The organism is Alcaligenes sp. Me129, from assembly GCF_050487245.1.
GTDB classification, from domain to species: Bacteria; Pseudomonadota; Gammaproteobacteria; order Burkholderiales; family Burkholderiaceae_B; genus Alcaligenes; species Alcaligenes phenolicus.
On the sequence record NZ_JBKQGX010000002.1, the window covers coordinates 130,937 to 150,347 of the forward strand.

Consider the following 19,411-nt stretch of genomic DNA (forward strand, 5'->3'; position numbering starts at 1 on the left):
GTAATGGCGGGTTTTCAGGTGGGGAAGCGGGCGGCAGCAGCCACCTTGCTGGGAATGGTGGCGCTAGGCTTGGGTAATCCAGCGGCGCAGGCAAGGGAGGTGGCAGTCGAGCAGGCTGTGAAATATCCCCTCAAGCCGATTACCGTGATCGTCACCTTTCCGCCTGGCGGCGGGACCGACTTGCTGGCCCGCAAACTGGGCCCCCGGCTGGAAAGAGCGCTGGGCCAACCCGTTATTATCGACAACCGACCTGGTGCCAGCGGCAATATTGGTGCGCGGGCGGTAGCTTATGCCCGCGCTGACGGCTACACCTTGCTGATGGCCAATAGCTCTTTTGCCATCAATCCTGGCGTATTTCGTAACCTGGGCTTCAAACCCAAAGAAGACTTTGCGCCGATTGCGAATATAGGATTTGTGCCCTCCGTGATCGTGACCGGACACGGCTCGGATATTCAGAATCTGGAACAAGTTCTGGAGCAGCAGTCCGAACCGGCCTTGGCTTATGCGTCCTGCGGAAATGGCACTCCTCAGCATCTGGCGGGAGAGATGCTCTATGACTTGCGAGGCACGGCCTTGCTGCATATCCCGTATCGCGGCTGCGGCCCCGCTTTGAACGATGTGGTCGCGGGCCAGGTGCCTTTAGGCATTGTGACCTTGTCCAGCGCGGCTACCTTGATCGAGTCCGGACACTTGCGCGCCTTGGCCGTCACCTCTGCCCAACGCAGCCCCGTTCTGCCTAAAGTGCCAACCGTGGCTGAAGTCAGTCATAGTGATTTCGAGCTGGACCAATGGCACGGCCTGTTGGCTCCGTCTCACACGCCTGAACACATTATCAATACGCTGAACCGCGTCGTGCAAAAAGCCCTGACGGACCCGGCCATGCAATCGCAATTGCTGGCATTGGGTTATACGCCGCAAGAAGGCAATGAATCAGCACAAGCCAGTGGCTTCAAGGCCATGATCTGGAACGACATCGACCGATTTGGGGCCTTGGCTTACAAGATTGGTTTGCAGGTGGATTAGGGCGGGTAGGGCCCTGCTTTGCGGGCTCGTTGACTCCTGGAACGCAAGCGACAGGTTTTCCTCTGATGGTGTTCCGGCACCCGCAGGCATCAGATCATGCGGCAATATGCCCAGTTTCTATATGAATCTTATTGGCCCCTCAGACAGTTTGAGGCTCAGGCAGCGGTTTGGGCTTACCTGGGCCAATATCTATAGAGAGACGAGGGGCCGATAACTGAGCTTGTGTCTGTCTGACAGTTGGTCAGTCGATTGTGAACTGACAGACAAGCCCAGCTTCTATTTAGAAGAAGCTGTCTTCACTGGGCGCCTCAGGAACAGGCTGGGTCGCAAACCAGTGTTTTTCCAGTAACAGGGTATGCGTCAAACCATCCTTGCTGCAGTTGGAATCGATCTCGATCTGGCCGCGCTGGCTGCCGCCCGCATTGAAATTATCGGCCTCTACTTCGGCAGCGGCGATATAAGCCTGCAGGTTCAGATCAGGCTGACCACGATCCAGAACAAACTGACGAATCGCTTCAGTGCCTAACTCATTAAGGGTGTAGGTGTAGTTCATGGTGTGCTCCTGATAGAGGGCCTTGAGAATATGCGGCCATAGATCCAAATCCTAGCACAGGGTAAAAGGAGCCGTGTGCTTCGAGGCACTGTACTGCGCGATGTAAGCCTTCCCTCTAGCTAACCATGTGAGTGACAAGCAGACAGATGGCGTTGCAGCGGAAGGCGTACTGTCGAGTACTCGAACGCCACGATACCAGCGTGGCTAAGCCCAGAGTTTTGCCGTGCAGTTGCCAGGGGATCACCAGCTAGATCCCCCGCAGCCTTTGCGACCTAACTGACCATGCCTGGAGTGGCGAGAATCAGGTCCCTCATTGCTTGGTGGTAACGGACATAGCCCGTACAGCGGCAGATATGGTTTTGTAAACCTTCCGATACTTTGGCTTCAACTTGTTCACGTGAAACCGGCTGCTTTTGCAGGGACTCGTACAGCACAATTCCCGCATTTACAAAGCCGGGGGTGCAGTAACCACACTGAAAGGCAAAGTGCTCCAAAAAGGCTTGTTGTACAGGGTGCAGTTGCGTGACCTTGTCCTGTGCATCCCGCTGGGCATGGGCCTCGATCGTGCGTATTTTTTTGCCCTCAAAGTAACTGGCTGGCGTGATGCACGTTTGTATTTCTTCGCTACGCCCGTCCGGGTGATCCACGATGACAACGCAAGCATGGCAAATCCCCATTCCGCAGCCCAAATGCGTGCCGGTCAGCCCTGCATGCTCATGCAGAAAGTCGATCATGGGCAGATCTGGGCTGACGTCCATTGTTTGCAAGTCCACCCGATTAATGTTGAGGTGTAAGGTCTTAGTGGGGCTGCTCATGCCAAGCGCTCCTTGATTTTTTCTGCGGTCACAGGCAGTTCACGAAAGAACTGTCCTGTAGCGTGGTTAACACCGCTGACAGCGGCAGCAATGATGGGGATCATCACCACTTCGGCAATTCCCTTGGGAGAGTCCGTCTCGGAAATCTGGTCCAGTAGTTCGAAACTGGTGTTCCAGACGGCCACATCCTTGGCGCGAGGTAGGCGATAGCGGTGAAAATTCCAGGAGCCATCGCCGGGGCCACCTTCGTGCAGCGGTAGATCCTCGAACCAGGCCTGACCCAATCCCATGGCTAGCCCCCCCTCGGCCTGACTCATGACTAGTTGGGGCACGATGGGCTTGCCGCAGTCGAGCCACGTATGTGCTGACAATAAGGTCTGCTCACCACTTTTGCTGTCGATCTCCACTTCCGTTAACACGCCAACGGCGGAGTAATACAGGTAACCGCCTCGACGACGTGACACAGGCGGGTAGCTGATATTGCGACGCTCCAGTCGCTGGTAGCCATTACGCGCCTTGGCCTGTTCGGTCTTGGTTCCTGCTCCATGGCGCAGTGCCAGCCCATCCAGCGGCAGTCGCAGGTTTTGGCCAGCTACCTCAAAGTCGGCCTCGGCCCACTGGTAGCGGTTAAACGCATGCAGCACAACACCGGTAACCAATTCCAGCTCGTGGGCGCGCTTGGCCAGTTGTGGCAGCGTGAGGGGTTCCAGACCTCCGGTGCTGAGCAGGCCATCGTCGGTCCAGCTGGCGTCTTCAGGGCGTACGGTCAAGGGGGCGATTTGACCACCACCGTAACCTTCCCCCCAGATGGACAAGGCGGCTGGCCATAGTCCATACAGAAACAGCAAGCGAGCCGCTTCCGAGGTGCCGTGAGAACCAAAGTAGGAGGAGCTGCTGGCGTAGGAGCCGGAGGATAGAACCGGTGTCCAGCGTGGATTGGCTTGATGCTTGTCTTGATCAGGCTGTTTTAAGGTGTAGGGGTTGTGAGTAGCCTGCATATCCAGCTCGGGCCAGTCAAGATGTGAAGCCTTTACCGTGTGTGCAGCGCGGCCAACCCACTTGGCACAGATCACTGCTTGGGACGTTGCCGAGCCCGTACCAATTTCTACCGTAGAGGTGCGAAGGTGGACTTGCCCTTGCTCATCAATTTCGATACCAGAATGGTCTCCTTGCGCGCCGGTGCCATAGTTTTTCATAACGCAGGCAAAGCCCACGCCATACAGCTTGCCTGGGTTGCTGGCTTCAAACTCTTTCTTTTTCTTGTCCCGCCCGGTCCACAATGGATGTTGATGTGCTTTTTCTAAAATCTCCCGGGCACGCAGGGAGCCCGCCGGGATCCCTCCTTCCATATTTTTCTGACCGCTGCGCATGACGTTCTTGAGGCGCAATTCGATGGGGTCCATGTTCAGGCGAGCGGCTGCTTCGTCCAACATCAGTTCCATGGCAGTCATGGTCTGTCCCTTGCCATAACCACGCATGGAGCCGGCCTCCACCGCGCGCGAGGCCAGTGCAATTTCCCAGGAGTCGCTCTTGGGCAGATAGTAAATACCCTGTGCGCTTTGTGCGCCGCCTGTGGTGACCGCCCAGCTGCACGTAGCCCTGCCCCCACCGTCCGTTATGCTAAAGCTCTGGTACTGCATGATCTTGCCGCTCTTTTTGTCGATAGCAATGCGGTTGTTCATGCGGTTGGAGTGTCGTTTTTGACCAGCTTGAAACTGCTCAAAGCGGTCATTGGCTAGCCGTACGGGCATATTGTCTGCAAACAGGGCAGCAACAACTCCGTAGTGGTTGAAAGCGCTGTGCTCCTTGACTCCGTAACCTGTGGCCGTACAGGGGTGGACAATGATGTTCTCCAAACCAAATTGGGATGCGGCCACTATGCCCGCAGCTTCTGCTCCATCCGCCCCCGGGGTTTGGGAGCCGACCACCATTTGCAGCTCTTTGTTTTTGTTGTCATACCAGCAATTGATGCACTCCGGTTCTAAAGGGGCGCCGTCGATCGATTGGGAGTAGTACTCACCATCGAACACGAGCCAATCATCAGGCGCTTGGTCGAAACGTTCTTGCATCGCTTCGCTCAAGGCGATGGCCTTCGCTGTATTGGTGTTTCCCTTGCTGGACGGCCATACAGGCGAGTTTCCCTGAATTTTTTCCGGAAACACGACTCCGTCCTTCATGCTGGAGAATATATCGTCGGCCCCTGGCGTATCGCCCTCTACACGGATATAGCGTGCTCCACCATAGGCATCTATTTCCCTGAAGCCTGTCTTGTCTCCATACTTCAGCACGGCGGATCTCTTGCTGGCATTTTTAGCGCGGCGGTAGCGATCAAAGTCTTTGTAGATCAAGATGGCGACCGGGTGCCCTAAAAAGCGTGCCGTCTTACCGGTGGCCAATAGCATCTCGTCGTTGTAGTAGTCAGGCAGTTCCAGTTGTGCCTTGGCGAGGTCTTGGGCCTGGATCAATATATCGGGCTGTAGGTCGGCACCTAGTGCTTCCAGGTCCAAGCCGATGTAACGATGATCAGCCTGAGCGGCGCGCAGGATAAAGGCGTGAGCCTGATGCTCTGGCCAACCGGGCATATCTTTGGCGCGAATATCACGCACAAAAAATTTGCTGCCGGTGACTTGTCGCGTGCCGTCAATCTTGAAGGGTACTTGTCGCTCTACGCTATTCCAGGGCGTAGGGCGGGAGTCTTGTTCTCCCAGAAGTGTGGCCTGTGCCGTTTTGGGTAAAAAAGGCGCCATATAAATGGATACGCCGGATACGACACTAAATTTTAGGAACTGTCGCCGATTAAAAGGCGCTGTGCTCATGCAGGACCTCCGGATAATAAAAGATACGTCGCGATATTGAGAGCAACACTCCGCCTTCAGATGCGTAGTCGTACAGCATCGTTGAGCGTGGCTGATGATAGGGACGTGTCAGAACCCGAAGTTGGGCTTTTGGCCAAATTTCATATGTGTGTCTCCGAATCTTCGCTATTAGGTAGGACCTTGCTTCGCTTTTTTGTAGATGGCGTAGCGGGACCTGATTATTTTTTAGTTAGCTGGCTAGCTTCATAGGCATGAAGCATTTCTGATAGTGGCGGAGAATATCTGAAAATAGCGTGATAATGGTTATATTGTTTATGTTATGTTGATTTTTATTGTTGTAAATCAGTTACTTATGGGATCGCTTGTTGTTGCTGGTGTTTCTACTTATGCAGGTTTAAATGGTTCTTGGGTGTAGTTTTAAAGTCCTGACTCTACGGTCCTGGTGTGTCGGCTGTCTCCATGTGGACTAAAAAGCCAGCCCAATGGGCTGGCTCGATGCACTGATAAGAAGAAAATCTAGAAGCTGCCAAAAATCGTACCCAACGTAATCACGGTGATCAGCGCAAAGATAGGAGCAGCCATTGTCACCATGGCGATATTGCCATAGGACTGACGGTGGTTCAGCTTGCAGATGGACAGCAAGGTAATGATCGCGCCGCAATGGGGCAGGGTATCCAGACCGCCCGCTGCCATCACTGCCACTCGGTGCAGCAGTTCAGGGCTGATGCCAGCTTGCTGAGCCATCGCCAAATAATCCGAACCCAACGTCTGCAAGGCAATACTCAAACCACCTGAAGACGAGCCTGTAATCCCGGCCAATGTCGTCATGGCGACTGCTTCCGAGATCAGGGGATTGCCAGGAGCCACGTTCAACACAAAGTCCCGAATAATCGCAAAGCCTGCCAGGCTGGCAATTACCGCGCCGTAACCAACTTCAGAGGCGGTATTGAACAAAGGCAGCATGAAACCAAATACGCCTTTATTGATGCTCTCGCGCAGACTCTTCCAGTGACCCAAGCGGCTGATGATCAGCACCAGGTTCGCGGTAATCAAGGCAATAATCAGCGCCCACAGACCCGTAATCTTGGCGGGATCAACCTGAGGGAAGCGCTCGGCCATGAACTCGAAGTTCGTGCCGGGGAAAATCCCATAGGTGAACAAGGCATTGACGCCAATCACCAGAATCAGCGGCAAGATAGCCAGGAAGATAGGCATGGGTTTCTGACCATGCGTACTGTGATCGTCGCTGGCATCGAAATGATCCTGACCGTGGTCGCCATAGCCTTCGCCATTCACAATAGCTTTGCGCGCACGCGACTGCAGCCACCACAAGCCACCCAAAGCCATGATCAAACCACCAATAATCCCCAGCCCCGGTGCAGCAAACACGTTAGTGCCGTAATAAGGAATAGGAATCGCGTTCTGAATGGCAGGCGTGCCAGGCAGAGCCGTCATGGTGAAGGTAAAGGAGCCCAAAGCAATCGACGCGGGAATCAGACGCTTGGGGATGCCTGCGGCGCGAAACAGATCCTTGGCGATCGGATAGATGGCAAAGGCCACCACGAACAAGGACACACCACCATAAGTCAGTACGCCGCACACCATCACGATGGTGGCAATAGCATGACGATGTCCCAGCTTGCGCGTGATCCACTGAGCAATCGCCTGAGCCGCTCCGGAGTCTGCCATCAACTGACCAAACAAGGCACCTAACAAGAAGATGGGCAAGAACTGAAGCACATAGCCGCTAAGCGCGCTCATGAAGGTGGAAGTATAGATGGGCAACAAAAACCCGGAGTCCCCCGAGAGCAGCACAGCCAGGGCGGCCATCAAGGGGGCCAGCAACAGAACCGTCACCCCCCGATAAGCGAAGAACATCAGCAGCAAAAGCGAGACAACAATAGCAAGCGTACTGGCCATAAACAAAGTTCCTGTGGAAAGTCCGGATCACGGACGTCAGTCAATTAACAAGGACGGATCAAACGCCAAGCAGGCAGTGTAGCAATAGGGGATGACAAACAGGCTTGATAGGGCGCAAGGGGGAGGAGTAGCAGGGAATGGCTGGCATGTTTACTTTTTGTATCATTTGGTTGAGTGGCCGAAGCAGGCGTTGAAGAAGGGAAGCTCAATGAATACAAGGGCTTAGCGTTTTCATAGGAGAGAATCATCAAAAAGATGAAAAAAGATCGAGATAAGTGCTTGCTAAAAGACGAAACCTTGCTATAATTTCTTCTTCGGCGCATTAGCTCAGCAGGTTAGAGCGACGGAATCATAATCCGCAGGTCCCCTGTTCGAATCAGGGATGCGCCACCAGAATACCCCTGTTAAATCAGGACATTAAAGCCACCCGATGCGGTGGCTTTTTTCTTGCCTGCTGTTTGCTGTGACCTAAACGTGACATGATTGGCGTACTGTGCCAGATGGCCTGCGTCCAGGTGGGCATACTTCTTCACCATGTCCAAAGTCTCCCAGCCGCCTAGCTCTTTCAATACAAAGAGTGGGGTGCCGTTCTGAACATGCCAGCTCGCCCATGTGTGACGCAGGTCGTGAAAGTGTAAGTCCCGTAGCTCAACCTCCTTCATTGCCGCAGTAAATGCTCTGCGGTCGATCTGCTCAATTTGCGACCCTGCCCATATTCGAGAGAACATCAGGCTTGCATGGGTTCCTATTCTGCGCTGAACCACCTCCACGGCATGCTCGTTCAATGGGACTGCTCGTGCACGGCCCGACATGGGTAAGTCATTCGTGACCCAGGCCAGACTCCTACCCAGATCCACCTTGTCCCAGGTTAGTGAGAATATTTCGGCAGCGCGGCAGTCCGTTGCCAACGCAAACTCGCAGAAGTCTCGCACCCAATCCAAACGGATAGCGTTTAGGAATTGATCGGCCTTTGCCTGGGTAAGCCAGCGAACGCGTACGGTTGCTTCTCTTGCCATCTGTAGCTTGGGCTTGCGGTCGATCCACCCAGCATCTGCCGCAAGAGACAAGATGCGTGTCATGCTTGCGAGATAGCGGTTCTGAGTCGCCGGGGTTAGTTTTGTTGCTGGCCCGCTTTCACATGTCCTGTGCGTCGGCAGGCCATTCATTATGTCGTCAGTTGTTAAAGAGCAGATGGAGCGGCCGCGCACGCAGTCTGAATGGATTGTGGGCGTAGTCAGCACGGTGGTGGCTTCGATCTTGGGCGGTGCCGCTGTGATCTAGCAGTACGAGCTGCATCACTGGGCAAACAACTCAGTTGGTCTGGTGGCCATGCTCGGTTTGGCGTTCGCATTTGGGTTGCCAGGCTGGGCCGTGGTGCGCTGGGCTTTTAACCTTTTCGACAAGCGGCGCAAGGCTGACCTGCTTGAAGTCATGACTGAACTGCGCGAAGGCGCGATTGGAGGGAAAACAGAATGAAGTCCTTGCTGAGTTTGATCTGGGGCCTGCTGGCCCTTTTTTTTCGTCCGCAGAAGGTGGAGCAGGCCGCACCAGAACCAGAGAAGGCTTCGCCGATACCGGGCCGGGCGTCGTTCAGGGTCCGCGCATCAGCCAAGCCGACGCCGACCAGCGCCTGCAGCGCCGGCTAGCCCGTGAGTTCGTGACTGGTGTTCTGAAAGCCCTGACTCGTCCTGCGACCCAGGCCCAGATCGATGCCATGGTGGATCTGGCCTACAACATTGGCGTATCTGCATTTCAAAGGTTCTACGCTGGTGCGTTTGTTCAATGCCGGCGACCAGGCCGGTGCTTTTGAGCAATTCCTACGCTGGAACAAATCAGGCGGCAAGGTGCTGCTGGGCCTGAACCTTGCCGCTTTGGCGCTGCTGCAGATCGGGTGGCGTCAGGGTAAGGCCCAGGCAGAGCAAAAACAAACAAAGGCAGACATGGCTGCCGTGGAGGTATCAAGAGATGCAACTGAAACGATTGAGCGCCTGGATGACGATGCTGTGCGCGACCGTACTCGCAAGCGGATGTGTGGCAGCGAAGGGCGGTAGCTACTGCGCCGCCGCCCAGCGGCCTTTCCAGTGGCGCTCTCATGCTGAGATTGACGCCACGCCGATAAGAGTGTTGCGCTATGTGGAAACGGAGGCTGTAACTTGGGGGCGGCTGTGTTTTTGATCGGAGGAATGTCGATCAGTTGGCCTTCACTGTCAAGCCGGTGGCGTCAACCTTGCTCACGCCTTTGATGCTTTCAGCATCTGAAATTGCCTTCTTCAGCAGCTTGTCATCTGAAACTGCACCAGTGAGCTTAGTGACTCCATTTTTGGTTTCGACTGAAATGGTGTTGCCCTGCAGTTCTTTCTGGGCGGCTAGGCGGGCCTTTACCTGCTTTGTGATTTCTGCGTCAGGTGTGTTTTGTTGAGTATCGGCCCCGCGGTTGTGTACCTCTTTAGCGCTTGCTTCTCCTGGGGTTTTCTCCTCAGCGGCTCCTTTCCCGGCTGTTGCAGAAAGGTCAGGGTGGGAGGGCCTGTCTTCTGCCATGGCACCGGCGCTTAACCCAAAGCTGAGTGCTGAGGCTGCCAATAGCTTAGAGATAGTTGTTGAGTTAGTCATTTTTTCACTTAATTTGGGCGAATTGGTTTCGTGGGTCTTTAAAAGGATGTCCGCCTTGCTTTCTGGCGGTAGGATCATCCCTCTTAATTAAAGCGAACCGCACCTTCGCTTGTGCTGGTCGTCGACAGTATTGAAGGTTGAGGAGCTTGCCGATTGTCGTGAGTCAAAAAGGTGTTCAATGTACCTGACCATAACTTGAACCCTAAGCAGGCTTGCCATTTGTCCTGCTGATAAAGCCAGTGCGTGTGGCAGACTGTGCATTGGTAAAGACGCTTAATGCCAAACTGTCCAGAATCCTCTTTGGGAGTTAAAGTTGTCATGTTGGGGTGGCCCGAAGTGTGGGGCTTGGAAAGTGGCAATGTCTGACACATGATGCACATGGTGCCGTGGTCTAGCTTTCCCATATATTGCTCCTTTGGTAAAGGTTGATACAGGTAACAGCTAAGCTCTAACTAGTTCGGGAAATACAAATCAATTCTCATTGTTTTAGTTCTTTCTGACTTTACGCTCAGACGGGTTTTTAAAATGCGCAAAAAGTTACGGATGTAAAGCAATGTGTGGAAAGAGTGCTTATATGGCTGTAGGGTAATTTGTGTTTGGAGCCTGGCACTTTACATTGCTCATCTGCTTGGTGGCGGGGTGCCAAGTGAAGTCTGTCTCTGGCCGTGACGTGCTTAGTAGTTCCAGCGCTGATTCGATATTGGTGTCCGGTGAAGCCCACTCCCGCGCAACTTCTGGCGTTAAAACTACAGGTTGGTGGCCGTGTATATCGACCATAAGGCATTTCTCTATCAAGGTGTGGGTGCTGGCTCTTATAAGTGAGTCATTCCATGGGTGTATGTCATCGACCCATTGGGCCGTTCGGACCGGTTTTAGCAATGCCTGCTATGCTAGATGAGGTGGCAGGTTAATTGGTGATGATTCTTGCTGCCACGATTAAACCGAGCGAACGCGACATAAGCGCAAGTTAACCAAACTAGAGAGATTCCCATGGGCACCAAAATTTTTACTGAAGCCGACCGTAAGCGTACTCCCCCTCCTGCCACTCCCAAGGGCGTGAGCCTTAGTACGAAATTCCGGGGCCAACGTGTTAGCCAGGAGCGTGGTGCGCATACCCGCAGCAAGAAGAATCCCGGCAAGCGCGCACATTCGGGTTAATTTCTGACGGTAGTTCGCCACCGGCGTTCTTCTGTTTACCGAGTGACGACGCTGACTTTAGGCTTTTGTGTTTATCAGCTTACGCGTGTGTGACATCTGGCAGGGGAAGAACATCTACTCGCGCAGTTGGGATTACTAAGCGGACGCGACAGTCTGGGACTGCTCGGACCGCGGTGGCTTGTTCAGCCTCACGCGGCTTTATTTTGCGTACTGGCTACCAGATGAAGATAAACAAGCTATTTATCGGTTTATCGCCTATCCTGTACTTATGTCCTAACATTTGTTGGGGCTGCCATTGACCAATGGAGGTCATAATGGACAAGAGAGGCAAACCGCCTAAGAAGCCAAGTACACGCAAGTCTGAGCTCACTCCGCCGCAAGTAGGTTGGCCAGCTCAGGCTCCTAATGCGGGGATCAGGCGCGCCAGCGCTGCCCATGATCACAAACCCACAGGAAGAGGGGCTGTGCGGGGAAGATAAACCTCGAGACTTGAATCGCTATCCTATCCCGCTATAGAAAGGGCCTGCAATGACACATCATCGCAGGCCTTTTTGTTTACAACTCTACACAGTGTACTAGCGTTGGAAATCCTGCTGCGTACCCTGCCATAGCTTAAAGCCTAGGCAAGCGCCCCAATGGTCGCGCTCATACAACCACAATGTTTTGCAATTGGAGCATTGGTATAAAGATTTTTGAGCTTCACCAGAGCCTTGCAAGCAAGGGCCAGCAACAGCCATAAATTCGTGCTTGAGGCTGATCGAAGAGGATAAGGGTAACAGCTGGCATAGAGTGCACAGATTATGTGAGCTTTGATAGGGCACTTTGTTCTCCTGAAGGGGGGAGCTCCAGACATTAGCCAGAGTGATGAAAAGTTATTATTGTTGTTGGAGTCCTCAGGGGGAGGGGCTGTTGCCGGAATGTTTGGCAGTCCCGTATTGCAGACTCGTTGGGGCGAGTCTGCGAAAGCTACTTATTTGCCTTTCGGCTGGTCCTGCGGAGCTTTGCCATCTTTATTGCCATCCTTCTTGTCGTCAGGATGCATGGCCGCTTTTCGATCAGGAGACGGTGATGGGTTTTGGGAAGGGGCTTGGGGTTTGTTGGGCGAGCTGGTTGTTTGTGTCATGAGAGACTCCAATAGGTGAATCCCAGCAGCAAATCAGGCGATTTGAGGGCACTGCTTTGTGCTGTGATGCACTAACAGTTAGTTAAAAATGGATTGATCGTTTTGCGCTGGAGGAGGGGAGCGAGGTTTCTTGTCGCCGATGGGCTCATCGTTTGCAGGTAATGTCTGATCGTCTTCGTGGATCCGTTCGATTTCAACGGGGCGTTTGTCGCGGGGGTCCGGGATAGTGGGTTCGGCGGGGTCGGCGGCCGAGAGAAGGGGGAAGCGAAGCAAGTTAACTTTTCTTCCAATGGACCGGAGATAGTGTGTCATAGGCACTCCTGCCATGACTGGCGGGATATTTCTCAGAGAGTCTGAGCAACAGCGCCAGTAGCGCCTTCAGGGTGTCAACGAGAAGGTCTAAGTTCATACTAGGCTGATCCTGAAAATACCCACCATGCTAATTTGTAAATCATTGTATTTTAAGGGGAATTCAGTCTGTGCGCTTTGCTTTAAATCTGCTTGCAAGGCTGAAGAGGTCTATACTGACAATTCGTTTAACCGCCGATTAGGGAGGGCGTCATGAATACAGAAGTCTCATCAGGCGGCGGGCAATGGGATGACGATGGCGGATCTCAATTGAAAGCCTTGGCAGTGGCACGAGCCGTAGATCAGCTAGATGAAGATGATCAGTTGATACTTGGTTTTTTAGGGGCGTCCTTATTGAGCTTATGGGATGATTTACCCGCCAGCGAGCAACAGAGGTTGTTGAATAGCCAGGCCATCAAAGATGCATTTGATAAAGCAGAAATCAAAACTCGAATTCAGCGGTTGGAAGAACATTTCAAGCGGTTAAAGTAGTCGCTCGCCGGCTTAGGGGCACTGTAGTCTGCCTAGCCTTGCCTACTGTCATGCGTGGGCGAAAAAAAGCCCGCTCTAGGGCGGGCCTCTTTATCTGTGCTGTGACCGGAATGTGTCGTGAATAGCCAAAAAATGCCATAAAAAAGCCAAAATCGGACTGTTGTGTGGTGTGTGATTATCTCTGCAGTTGATTGATTTTAAAGGTCTTTCTTATTTGTTTTGTTTGCGGATGTGGGGAGTCATAATCCGCAGGTCCCCTGTTCGAATCAGGGATGCGCCACCAAGATAAAGAAAACGGTCCACAGGAGTGTGGGCCGTTTTTTATTGTTTTTTCAGATGAAGAAGCCACCACTCAGTGGGTGGCTTTTTTCTGTTACGGCAGATCAATTGAAAGTGCGCTTGTCCGCCAACCCCTGATAGCGCTCTATCATGCATGAAGCGGCTCTACCGTTAATTTCACTCCAGCAGCCCGCGCTAATTTCAGCACAGTGTCATATCGTGGCTTGGCACCGGGAGCCAGGGCCTTGTACAGGCTTTCTCGGCCTACACCGGCGTCTTTTGCCATCTTTGTCATGCCTCTGGCTTTAACCACATCCGCAAGCGCAGAAAGGAACAAGGCTGGATCGTCCTCTTCCAAAGCAGCAGAGAGGTACTCGGCGATAGATTCCTCACTATCAAGATATTCAGCGGCGTCGAAAGGGGCAGTTTTGATGGCGGTCATGATTGATCCTCCTGAATTTTTTTCCACATAGCGATTGCAGTTTTTATGTCTTGTTTTGAGAGGACTTGTCGCCCCCGCTAAGTAGCAGATAGACCACACGGCCCTCACGAGCATAGTAGAGACGATAGCCCGGGCCGAAGTGGATGCGCATCTCAGACACGCCATCACTAATTGGCTTTACGTCTCCGAAATTACCCAGGCTGGCTTGTTTAATGCGAACCACGATCTTTCGCTCTGGCCTTGAGGTCTTTTAAGCCCGATAGCCAGGAGCTGAAGGTCTCGGTGCGGTTGATCGTGTTCATGGGGCTAATTGTATCCGTTCGGATACTTTTATGCAATGTAAAGTGCGTAGTTAGGGTGTTCACCCACCTCATAAATTCACGCACTAACAATAAGCGAAATCGGTCTTTTGCCAGCCGTCTCGCTTTGTCTATCCTGATTCCTCGACCTAACGGCTTATCCAGCCGCAAAAATAATCGAGGAATGCTTCATGTCGTTGACGAGAACTTTGCAGCATCTGGGCCTGGCCTTGGCGGCCAGCGTCGTATCTTTGACAGCCCAGGCCACCAGCCTGACGGTCGCTTATCAGACCATTCCCACTCCGTCGAACGTGCCGCAGGCAGACGGTGTTTATGAAAAAGAAACCGGCGCCAAAATCGACTGGCGCAAGTTTGATGGTGGGGCAGAGGTCATCAATGCTGTCGCTTCGGGTGATGTGCAGATTGCCTATTTAGGCTCCAGCCCTTTGGCCGCTGCGGCCAGTCGCAAGCTTCCTATCGAGACATTCCTGATTGCTGCTGAGCTGGGCACCAGCGAAGAGCTGGTGGTGCGTAACGGTTCGGGTATTCAGGCTCCGCAAGATCTTGTTGGCAAGACGATTGCCACGCCTTTTGTGTCGACCAGTCATTACAGTCTGCTGGCTGCGCTCAAGGATTGGAAAATAGACCCCAAGCAGGTCAATATCATCAATCTGACGCCGGCCAATATCGTAGCGGCCTGGGTTCGTGGTGATATTGATGGTGCTTATACGTGGGACCCGGCCTTGAGCAAGGCCAAGGAAAGCGGCAAGGTGCTGATCAGTTCAGGGGAACTGGCCAAGCTGGGTGCTCCGACTTTTGATGTGTGGTTGGTGCGCAAGGATTTTGCGGAAAAACATCCGGATATTGTGTCGGCTTTTGCGCGTGTCACTTTGGCTGCGTACGAGGGCTATACGAACGATCCTGCTGCCTGGGTAGCCAATGCCGACCATATCAACAAGCTGTCCCGCTTGACTGGTGCGACGCCTCAAGAAATTCCCAATGTTCTGGCTGGCAGCGGCTTTTTATCTGCGGCTGATCAAATCAAAACTTTAGGTCAGCCCACTGCGAAGGCCTTGGCCGATACCTCTGCCTTCCTGAAAGAGCAGGGCCGCATCGATGAGGTCTTGCCTGATTACGCGGGTTACACCACCAGCAAATATGTCGAGGCGGCTGCCTCGCTGGCCAGGTAATTCTGATGGCGCAGTTAACACTGAATCACGTCAGCGCACGCTATCCCGGTGCCGATCATTTGGCGCTGCGAGATGTGTCGCTGCAATTGGGGCCGGGGCAGTTGGTGGTGGTGCTGGGGCCTTCGGGAAGTGGGAAGACTACTTTGTTGAATCTGATTGCAGGCTTCACCTTCCCCAGTGCTGGAACGATTATCTTGGATGGCGAACCTGTGCGCGGCCCTGGGGCTGATCGCGGTGTGGTGTTCCAGGACGACGCCTTGCTGCCTTGGCAGACGGTTCTGGAAAATGTGGCTTTTGGTTTGACGCTGCGGGGGGAACCCAAGGAGCAGCGTCAGGCTGCGGCCCGTCATCAATTGGCTTTGGTGGGGCTGGAGGGCTTGGAGCAGCGCCGTATCTGGCAATTGTCTGGTGGTCAGAAGCAGCGGGTGGGTATTGCTCGTGCTCTGGCAGCGGACCCGCGTGTGCTCTTGCTGGATGAGCCGTTTGGGGCGCTGGATGCCTTCACCCGCGAGCAGGCCCAGACGCTGCTGTTAAATGTTTGGCAGCGTAGCGCCAAGCCTGTTTTTCTGATTACTCACGATATTGAAGAAGCTGTGTTTTTGGCTACCGATCTGATCATTTTGGGTGGTACGCCTGGGCATGTGGTGGAGCGTTTGGTGCTGGATTTTGGGCGACGTTACACCGATGGGCAGCCGGTGCGTCAGGTGAAGTCCTCGCCGGAGTTCATCGCGGCGCGAGAGCGCGTGCTGGAGCATGTGTTCTCGGCGCATCCTGTTGCCGCTTCGGCCTGAACTTAGGAGATTGTTCATGAAATCCTCTGTCGCTGGCGAGGTTCTGCAAGCAGGCGATATCGCAGGTTTGTCGGGCGCTTCGTCTTTAAGTGTGGGCAGCGATTCCAAGCCTAATCAATCAGCGTCCACTAAGCCCCGGCAAGTCTCTATTGCCGTGATTAGTTTGCTCACTTTAAGTGGAGTGTCGTTCTTGTGGTGGGCCGTCACCGCTTGGGGCTATGTGGACCCGCTGTTCCTGCCTTCACCCCAGGCTGTGCTGAGTCGCGTTTTTCGTCTGTTCACTGTGGGTTATATGGATGCCACGGTGCAGCAGCATCTGGCGGCCAGTTTGTGGCGGATTAGCTTGGCATTGTTTGCCGCTGTCTTGTTGGCGATTCCTACGGGTATCGCGATTGGTCGTAATCGCATTGCCCAAGGCATTCTGGATCCTTTGATTGAATTCTATCGTCCGATTCCTCCGCTGGCGTATTTGCCGCTGATCGTGATCTGGTTTGGGATTGGTGAGTTGTCCAAAGTGCTGCTGATTTATCTGGCAATTTTTGCGCCGATCACGATTGCGACGGCAGGTGGTGTGCGTAATGTGGATCCGGTGAAACTGCGTGCGGCTCAATCTTTCGGGGCGACGCGTGCTCAGTTGCTGCGTTACATCATTATCCCCAGTGCCTTGCCTGATATTTTGACGGGCTTGCGCATCGGTTTGGGAGTGGGGTGGTCAACCCTTGTGGCTTCGGAGCTGGTTGCTGCCACGCGTGGTTTGGGATTTATGGTTCAGTCAGCAGGGCAGTTTCTGGCAACTGACGTGGTGATGGCGGGGATTCTGCTTATCGCCTTGGTGGCGTTTGCGCTTGAAATCGGTTTGCGTCGATTGCAGGCCAAGCTTGTTCCGTGGCACGGACAAGCGCGTTAGCAGCTGGGATGTGATTGTTCGCCTGGGGTTTTTGGTGCAGAGGTTCAGAGTTGATGTTGTGCGGTGTGAGTAGGTCGGCTCTCGTTCGAGCCGACCTGGACGTCCAGGCACCGTAGCATTGCGTCAAGACATGATTACTGCTTTGCTGGTTTATGCCTCAGCTGCTGGATTGAACTCATGGATCCCATAAGGCCCTTGGTTAGTGTGCGCACAGCGGCCTTAGTGTGAATACAGCCAGTCAGCTCAGCGCTTGGCAGTTCACACTGACCGAGTCAGCCCACCATCCACCTTGATGTTCTGTCCCGTAATGTAGCCAGCCCCATCCGACAACAAAAACGCAATTGTCGCGGCAATTTCCTCGGCTTTTCCATAACGTCCCATAGGCACGCTTTCTCGCCGTTCTTCGGTCGCCGGCAGGCTATCAATCCAGCCAGGCAGCACGTTGTTCATGCGTACATTCTTGGCTGCATAGCTGTCTGCAAAAATCTTGGTGAAGCTGGCCAGCCCGGCGCGGAATACCGCCGAAGTGGGGAACATCTCCGCAGGCTCAAACGCCCAGGCTGTAGAAATATTCACAATAGCCCCACCACCTTGCGCGGCCATGATGGGCGCTACCAGTCGTGCTGGACGCACGGCATTCAGAAAGTAGACATCCATGCCCTTATGCCAGTCTTCGTCGCTGATCTCCAGAACCGGGCCGCGTGGACCGTGTCCGGCGGAGCTGACCAGGGCGTCGATACGCCCCCAGCGCTGCATGGCCAGGTCAACCAGGCGCTGTAGATCTTCGTTAGATTGATTCGAGCCAGTCAGGCCCACCCCGCCCAGTTCTTTAGCTAGTGCCTCGCCCTTGCCGGACGAGGACAGGATGGCGACGCGATAACCATCTTGAGCCAGCCTGCGGGCCGCAGCGGCGCCCATGCCCGAGCCGCCTGCGCTAATCAGTGCTACTTTTTCTACAGTCATGAGAGCCTCCGTGTGCTGAGATTAATACTATTATTTCAGCTGTAAATGGAAAAATCATGCGATAAATAAACCTTCCAGGATGTAGAAAAACTACTGTCAGAATAATGATGAAATCTCGCCGTTCATTGCCTCCGCTCAATGCCTTGCGTGCTTTTGAAGTGTCTGGCCGTCGTTTGAGTTTCCGTGCCGCTGCTGATGAGCTGGGCGTGACTCAAGGTGCGGTCGCCCAGCAAGTTCGGGCCTTGGAAGAGCATCTGGGGCTGGCGCTGTTTCAGCGTCATCCGCGTGGTTTGCAGCTGACTTTAGCGGGCGCGGCCTATTTGGCCGAGGTGACTCGTGCTTTTGACACTTTGGCTGATGCAACAGGGCGCTTGTTGGTGCGCCCCGATACAGTCACGATCAGCGTCACGCCCACGGTGGCGGCCAAATTGCTGATTCCCCGCCTGGGGGATTTGCAAGCGGTCTTGCCCGATGTGGAGCTGCGTACCGTGGCAACCGAGGCCTTGTCGGATTTTGAGCGCGATCAGGTTGATATTGCCGTGCGCCTGACTCGTCCACCGTTTGCTCCGGATCTGGAGGCCCAACTGCTGTTTCGTCAGGATCTGGTGGCCGTGGCCAGTCCTCGTTTGATAGGGAACATGACGCTTCCATTGTCGATTGAGCAACTGCGTGCTTTACCTTTATTGCATGATGCTCACGATCATTGGGCTACGTTTTTGAAAGGCAGTGGCAGATTGCCGGGCCCGGTGTTCAACCAGACAACGCTGGCATTGGATGCAGCCATGGCGGGTCAAGGTGTGGCTTTGGCGTGCAGGGCTTTTGTGGCAACAGATCTGGCCGCTGGGCGTTTGGTTCAGGTGGCGGAAGCAGGGGCTTTAGGGCCGGATTTCTATCTGGTACGCAAGCGATCAGCCCCGGTCAGACAGTCGGTGGAGGCAGTATGGGATTGGTGTTTGAAGAGATTGTTAATTCTGTAGCCTGATGCGCAGCTTGTTTGCCCTTTTTAAGGGGGCTGACGTTGCTATGAATGAGGTACGGCTTGGCCGCAAGCCCATTGCCATGGTTGATGTGAATCTTGCGTTTTTGGTCTTCCGGATGCAAAAGGCTAAACTGGCCGCACTTCTGGTGCAGCAGCACCCAGCTTTTTACAGGAAAAAAATATGAGCACACCGCTTCCCTGTCCTCAGTGCACCTTGGAAAATACCTACCATGACACGGAGCAATGGGTATGTGCCGATTGCGGCTATGAATGGCAAGATGCGGACCCGGCTGCCGAATCAGACACCGATGACGATGAGCTGATCGTTAAAGACAGCAACGGTAACTTGCTGGCCGCGGGTGACGATGTGATTCTGATCCGCGACTTGAAGGTCAAAGGCTCCAGCACCTTGAAGAAAGGTGCCAAGGCCAAAGGCATACGTCTGGTTCGTGGTGACCACGAAGTCGATTGCAAAATTGATGGCATCAGCTACTTGTTGAAGGCCATGTATTTGAAGAAAGCCTAAGTACCCAAACTTGGTTTTTTTGCAGGCGCAGCGTATAGACACGCTGCGCTTTTTTTATGTCTGCAGACAGAATAAGGCATCCAGGCGACAGCAACTATCAGCTAGCGTATTGATGGCAGGTAGTAGCAAACAAGGCGCTGGACGTGTATATAATAATGAGAATGATTATTAATTAGT

Annotated in this window: 24 protein-coding genes and 1 tRNA gene; 14 read left to right on the forward strand and 11 right to left on the reverse strand. The window is 53.8% G+C overall.

From position 1 onward, the window contains the following. Nucleotides 1-3 precede the first annotated feature (3 nt). A complete protein-coding gene (locus ACLPGZ_RS02600) occupies nucleotides 4-1,023 on the forward strand; it encodes a tripartite tricarboxylate transporter substrate binding protein (protein WP_203145897.1) in 1,020 nt (339 codons plus the stop codon). Nucleotides 1,024-1,303: 280 nt separating this feature from the next. Here ACLPGZ_RS02600 and ACLPGZ_RS02605 read toward each other — a convergent pair whose 3' ends face one another. The 4 genes from ACLPGZ_RS02605 to ACLPGZ_RS02620 form a co-directional block, all read right to left on the reverse strand. Next, nucleotides 1,304-1,576 carry a hypothetical protein gene (locus ACLPGZ_RS02605; RefSeq protein WP_009458345.1) on the reverse strand — a complete coding sequence of 91 codons (273 nt, stop codon included), beginning with the start codon at nucleotides 1,574-1,576 and terminating at the stop codon, nucleotides 1,304-1,306. A 272-nt stretch (nucleotides 1,577-1,848) separates the two neighbouring features. Continuing rightward, nucleotides 1,849-2,391, reverse strand: coding sequence for a (2Fe-2S)-binding protein (locus ACLPGZ_RS02610; protein ID WP_009458347.1), 543 nt, complete (start codon nucleotides 2,389-2,391; stop codon nucleotides 1,849-1,851). Further along, nucleotides 2,388-5,207, reverse strand: coding sequence for a xanthine dehydrogenase family protein molybdopterin-binding subunit (locus tag ACLPGZ_RS02615; protein ID WP_429640974.1), 2,820 nt, complete (start codon nucleotides 5,205-5,207; stop codon nucleotides 2,388-2,390). Before ACLPGZ_RS02615 ends, ACLPGZ_RS02610 begins: the two co-directional genes overlap by 4 nt. A gap of 516 nt (nucleotides 5,208-5,723) precedes the next feature. Next, nucleotides 5,724-7,127 (reverse strand): GntP family permease, encoded by a 1,404-nt coding sequence (locus ACLPGZ_RS02620; protein ID WP_083053860.1) that lies wholly within the window; start codon nucleotides 7,125-7,127, stop codon nucleotides 5,724-5,726. Nucleotides 7,128-7,443: 316 nt separating this feature from the next. Between ACLPGZ_RS02620 and ACLPGZ_RS02625 the strand changes: the two genes are divergently transcribed. Beyond that, nucleotides 7,444-7,520, forward strand: a tRNA-Met gene (locus tag ACLPGZ_RS02625). A gap of 11 nt (nucleotides 7,521-7,531) precedes the next feature. On the opposite strand, the gene ACLPGZ_RS02630 is transcribed toward ACLPGZ_RS02625, so the two are convergent. Next, the gene (locus ACLPGZ_RS02630) at nucleotides 7,532-8,206 is read right to left on the reverse strand and encodes a site-specific integrase (protein WP_239055326.1); all 675 of its coding nucleotides are present in this window, start codon (nucleotides 8,204-8,206) and stop codon (nucleotides 7,532-7,534) included. 250 nt (nucleotides 8,207-8,456) lie between these two features. Between ACLPGZ_RS02630 and ACLPGZ_RS02635 the strand changes: the two genes are divergently transcribed. From ACLPGZ_RS02635 to ACLPGZ_RS02650, 4 genes are read left to right on the forward strand one after another with little or no spacing between them, the layout of a single operon-like run. After that, on the forward strand, nucleotides 8,457-8,603 hold the full coding sequence (locus tag ACLPGZ_RS02635; RefSeq protein WP_239055327.1) for a hypothetical protein: 147 nt from the start codon (nucleotides 8,457-8,459) through the stop codon (nucleotides 8,601-8,603). Further along, the gene (locus ACLPGZ_RS02640) at nucleotides 8,600-8,773 is read left to right on the forward strand and encodes a hypothetical protein (protein ID WP_238441675.1); all 174 of its coding nucleotides are present in this window, start codon (nucleotides 8,600-8,602) and stop codon (nucleotides 8,771-8,773) included. The genes ACLPGZ_RS02635 and ACLPGZ_RS02640 overlap by 4 nt, the downstream gene beginning before the upstream one ends. Beyond that, complete coding sequence (locus tag ACLPGZ_RS02645) at nucleotides 8,731-8,937, forward strand: glycoside hydrolase family protein (RefSeq protein WP_338018799.1); 207 nt, start codon at nucleotides 8,731-8,733, stop codon at nucleotides 8,935-8,937. Before ACLPGZ_RS02640 ends, ACLPGZ_RS02645 begins: the two co-directional genes overlap by 43 nt. Beyond that, on the forward strand, nucleotides 8,837-9,178 hold the full coding sequence (locus ACLPGZ_RS02650; protein ID WP_238441674.1) for a glycoside hydrolase family protein: 342 nt from the start codon (nucleotides 8,837-8,839) through the stop codon (nucleotides 9,176-9,178). The genes ACLPGZ_RS02645 and ACLPGZ_RS02650 overlap by 101 nt, the downstream gene beginning before the upstream one ends. 139 nt (nucleotides 9,179-9,317) lie before the next feature. Here ACLPGZ_RS02650 and ACLPGZ_RS02655 read toward each other — a convergent pair whose 3' ends face one another. Continuing rightward, the gene (locus tag ACLPGZ_RS02655; RefSeq protein WP_238441673.1) at nucleotides 9,318-9,815 is read right to left on the reverse strand and encodes a BON domain-containing protein; all 498 of its coding nucleotides are present in this window, start codon (nucleotides 9,813-9,815) and stop codon (nucleotides 9,318-9,320) included. 912 nt (nucleotides 9,816-10,727) lie between these two features. On the opposite strand from ACLPGZ_RS02655, the gene ACLPGZ_RS02660 reads away from it, so the two are divergent. Beyond that, nucleotides 10,728-10,895: a hypothetical protein gene (locus ACLPGZ_RS02660; protein ID WP_203144930.1), complete on the forward strand. Its 168-nt coding sequence runs from the start codon at nucleotides 10,728-10,730 to the stop codon at nucleotides 10,893-10,895. A 970-nt stretch (nucleotides 10,896-11,865) separates the two neighbouring features. Here the strand turns inward: ACLPGZ_RS02660 and ACLPGZ_RS02665 are convergent. Next, nucleotides 11,866-12,018: a hypothetical protein gene (locus ACLPGZ_RS02665; RefSeq protein WP_181363933.1), complete on the reverse strand. Its 153-nt coding sequence runs from the start codon at nucleotides 12,016-12,018 to the stop codon at nucleotides 11,866-11,868. A 78-nt stretch (nucleotides 12,019-12,096) separates the two neighbouring features. After that, the gene (locus ACLPGZ_RS02670) at nucleotides 12,097-12,330 is read right to left on the reverse strand and encodes a hypothetical protein (protein ID WP_203144929.1); all 234 of its coding nucleotides are present in this window, start codon (nucleotides 12,328-12,330) and stop codon (nucleotides 12,097-12,099) included. 249 nt (nucleotides 12,331-12,579) lie between these two features. On the opposite strand from ACLPGZ_RS02670, the gene ACLPGZ_RS02675 reads away from it, so the two are divergent. Then, on the forward strand, nucleotides 12,580-12,858 hold the full coding sequence (locus ACLPGZ_RS02675; protein ID WP_239055328.1) for a hypothetical protein: 279 nt from the start codon (nucleotides 12,580-12,582) through the stop codon (nucleotides 12,856-12,858). Nucleotides 12,859-13,285: 427 nt separating this feature from the next. Here ACLPGZ_RS02675 and ACLPGZ_RS02680 read toward each other — a convergent pair whose 3' ends face one another. Beyond that, nucleotides 13,286-13,579, reverse strand: coding sequence for an addiction module antidote protein (locus ACLPGZ_RS02680; protein ID WP_203144927.1), 294 nt, complete (start codon nucleotides 13,577-13,579; stop codon nucleotides 13,286-13,288). Nucleotides 13,580-13,622: 43 nt separating this feature from the next. After that, complete coding sequence (locus tag ACLPGZ_RS02685; protein ID WP_239055329.1) at nucleotides 13,623-13,802, reverse strand: type II toxin-antitoxin system RelE/ParE family toxin; 180 nt, start codon at nucleotides 13,800-13,802, stop codon at nucleotides 13,623-13,625. Between the two features lie 267 nt (nucleotides 13,803-14,069). On the opposite strand from ACLPGZ_RS02685, the gene tauA reads away from it, so the two are divergent. From tauA to tauC, 3 genes are read left to right on the forward strand one after another with little or no spacing between them, the layout of a single operon-like run. Beyond that, nucleotides 14,070-15,068, forward strand: coding sequence for a taurine ABC transporter substrate-binding protein (gene tauA, locus ACLPGZ_RS02690; protein WP_239055330.1), 999 nt, complete (start codon nucleotides 14,070-14,072; stop codon nucleotides 15,066-15,068). A 5-nt stretch (nucleotides 15,069-15,073) separates the two neighbouring features. Next, entirely contained in the window at nucleotides 15,074-15,859 is a 786-nt protein-coding gene (gene tauB, locus ACLPGZ_RS02695) for a taurine ABC transporter ATP-binding subunit (protein ID WP_429640975.1), read from the forward strand. A gap of 16 nt (nucleotides 15,860-15,875) precedes the next feature. Beyond that, entirely contained in the window at nucleotides 15,876-16,766 is an 891-nt protein-coding gene (gene tauC, locus ACLPGZ_RS02700; RefSeq protein WP_429640976.1) for a taurine ABC transporter permease TauC, read from the forward strand. A 258-nt stretch (nucleotides 16,767-17,024) separates the two neighbouring features. On the opposite strand, the gene ACLPGZ_RS02705 is transcribed toward tauC, so the two are convergent. Further along, complete coding sequence (locus ACLPGZ_RS02705) at nucleotides 17,025-17,729, reverse strand: SDR family oxidoreductase (RefSeq protein WP_060186934.1); 705 nt, start codon at nucleotides 17,727-17,729, stop codon at nucleotides 17,025-17,027. A gap of 104 nt (nucleotides 17,730-17,833) precedes the next feature. On the opposite strand from ACLPGZ_RS02705, the gene ACLPGZ_RS02710 reads away from it, so the two are divergent. Genes ACLPGZ_RS02710 through ACLPGZ_RS02720 form a run of 3 tightly spaced genes read left to right on the forward strand, consistent with a single transcriptional unit; the run spans nucleotide 17,834 to nucleotide 19,234 of the window. After that, nucleotides 17,834-18,706, forward strand: a complete 873-nt coding sequence (locus ACLPGZ_RS02710; protein ID WP_115634991.1) for a LysR substrate-binding domain-containing protein — start codon at nucleotides 17,834-17,836, stop codon at nucleotides 18,704-18,706. Between the two features lie 4 nt (nucleotides 18,707-18,710). Continuing rightward, nucleotides 18,711-18,893: a hypothetical protein gene (locus ACLPGZ_RS02715; protein ID WP_035269160.1), complete on the forward strand. Its 183-nt coding sequence runs from the start codon at nucleotides 18,711-18,713 to the stop codon at nucleotides 18,891-18,893. Next, nucleotides 18,890-19,234: a zinc ribbon domain-containing protein YjdM gene (locus ACLPGZ_RS02720; RefSeq protein ID WP_009458410.1), complete on the forward strand. Its 345-nt coding sequence runs from the start codon at nucleotides 18,890-18,892 to the stop codon at nucleotides 19,232-19,234. Before ACLPGZ_RS02715 ends, ACLPGZ_RS02720 begins: the two co-directional genes overlap by 4 nt. The last annotated feature ends 177 nt before the right edge of the window (nucleotides 19,235-19,411 follow it).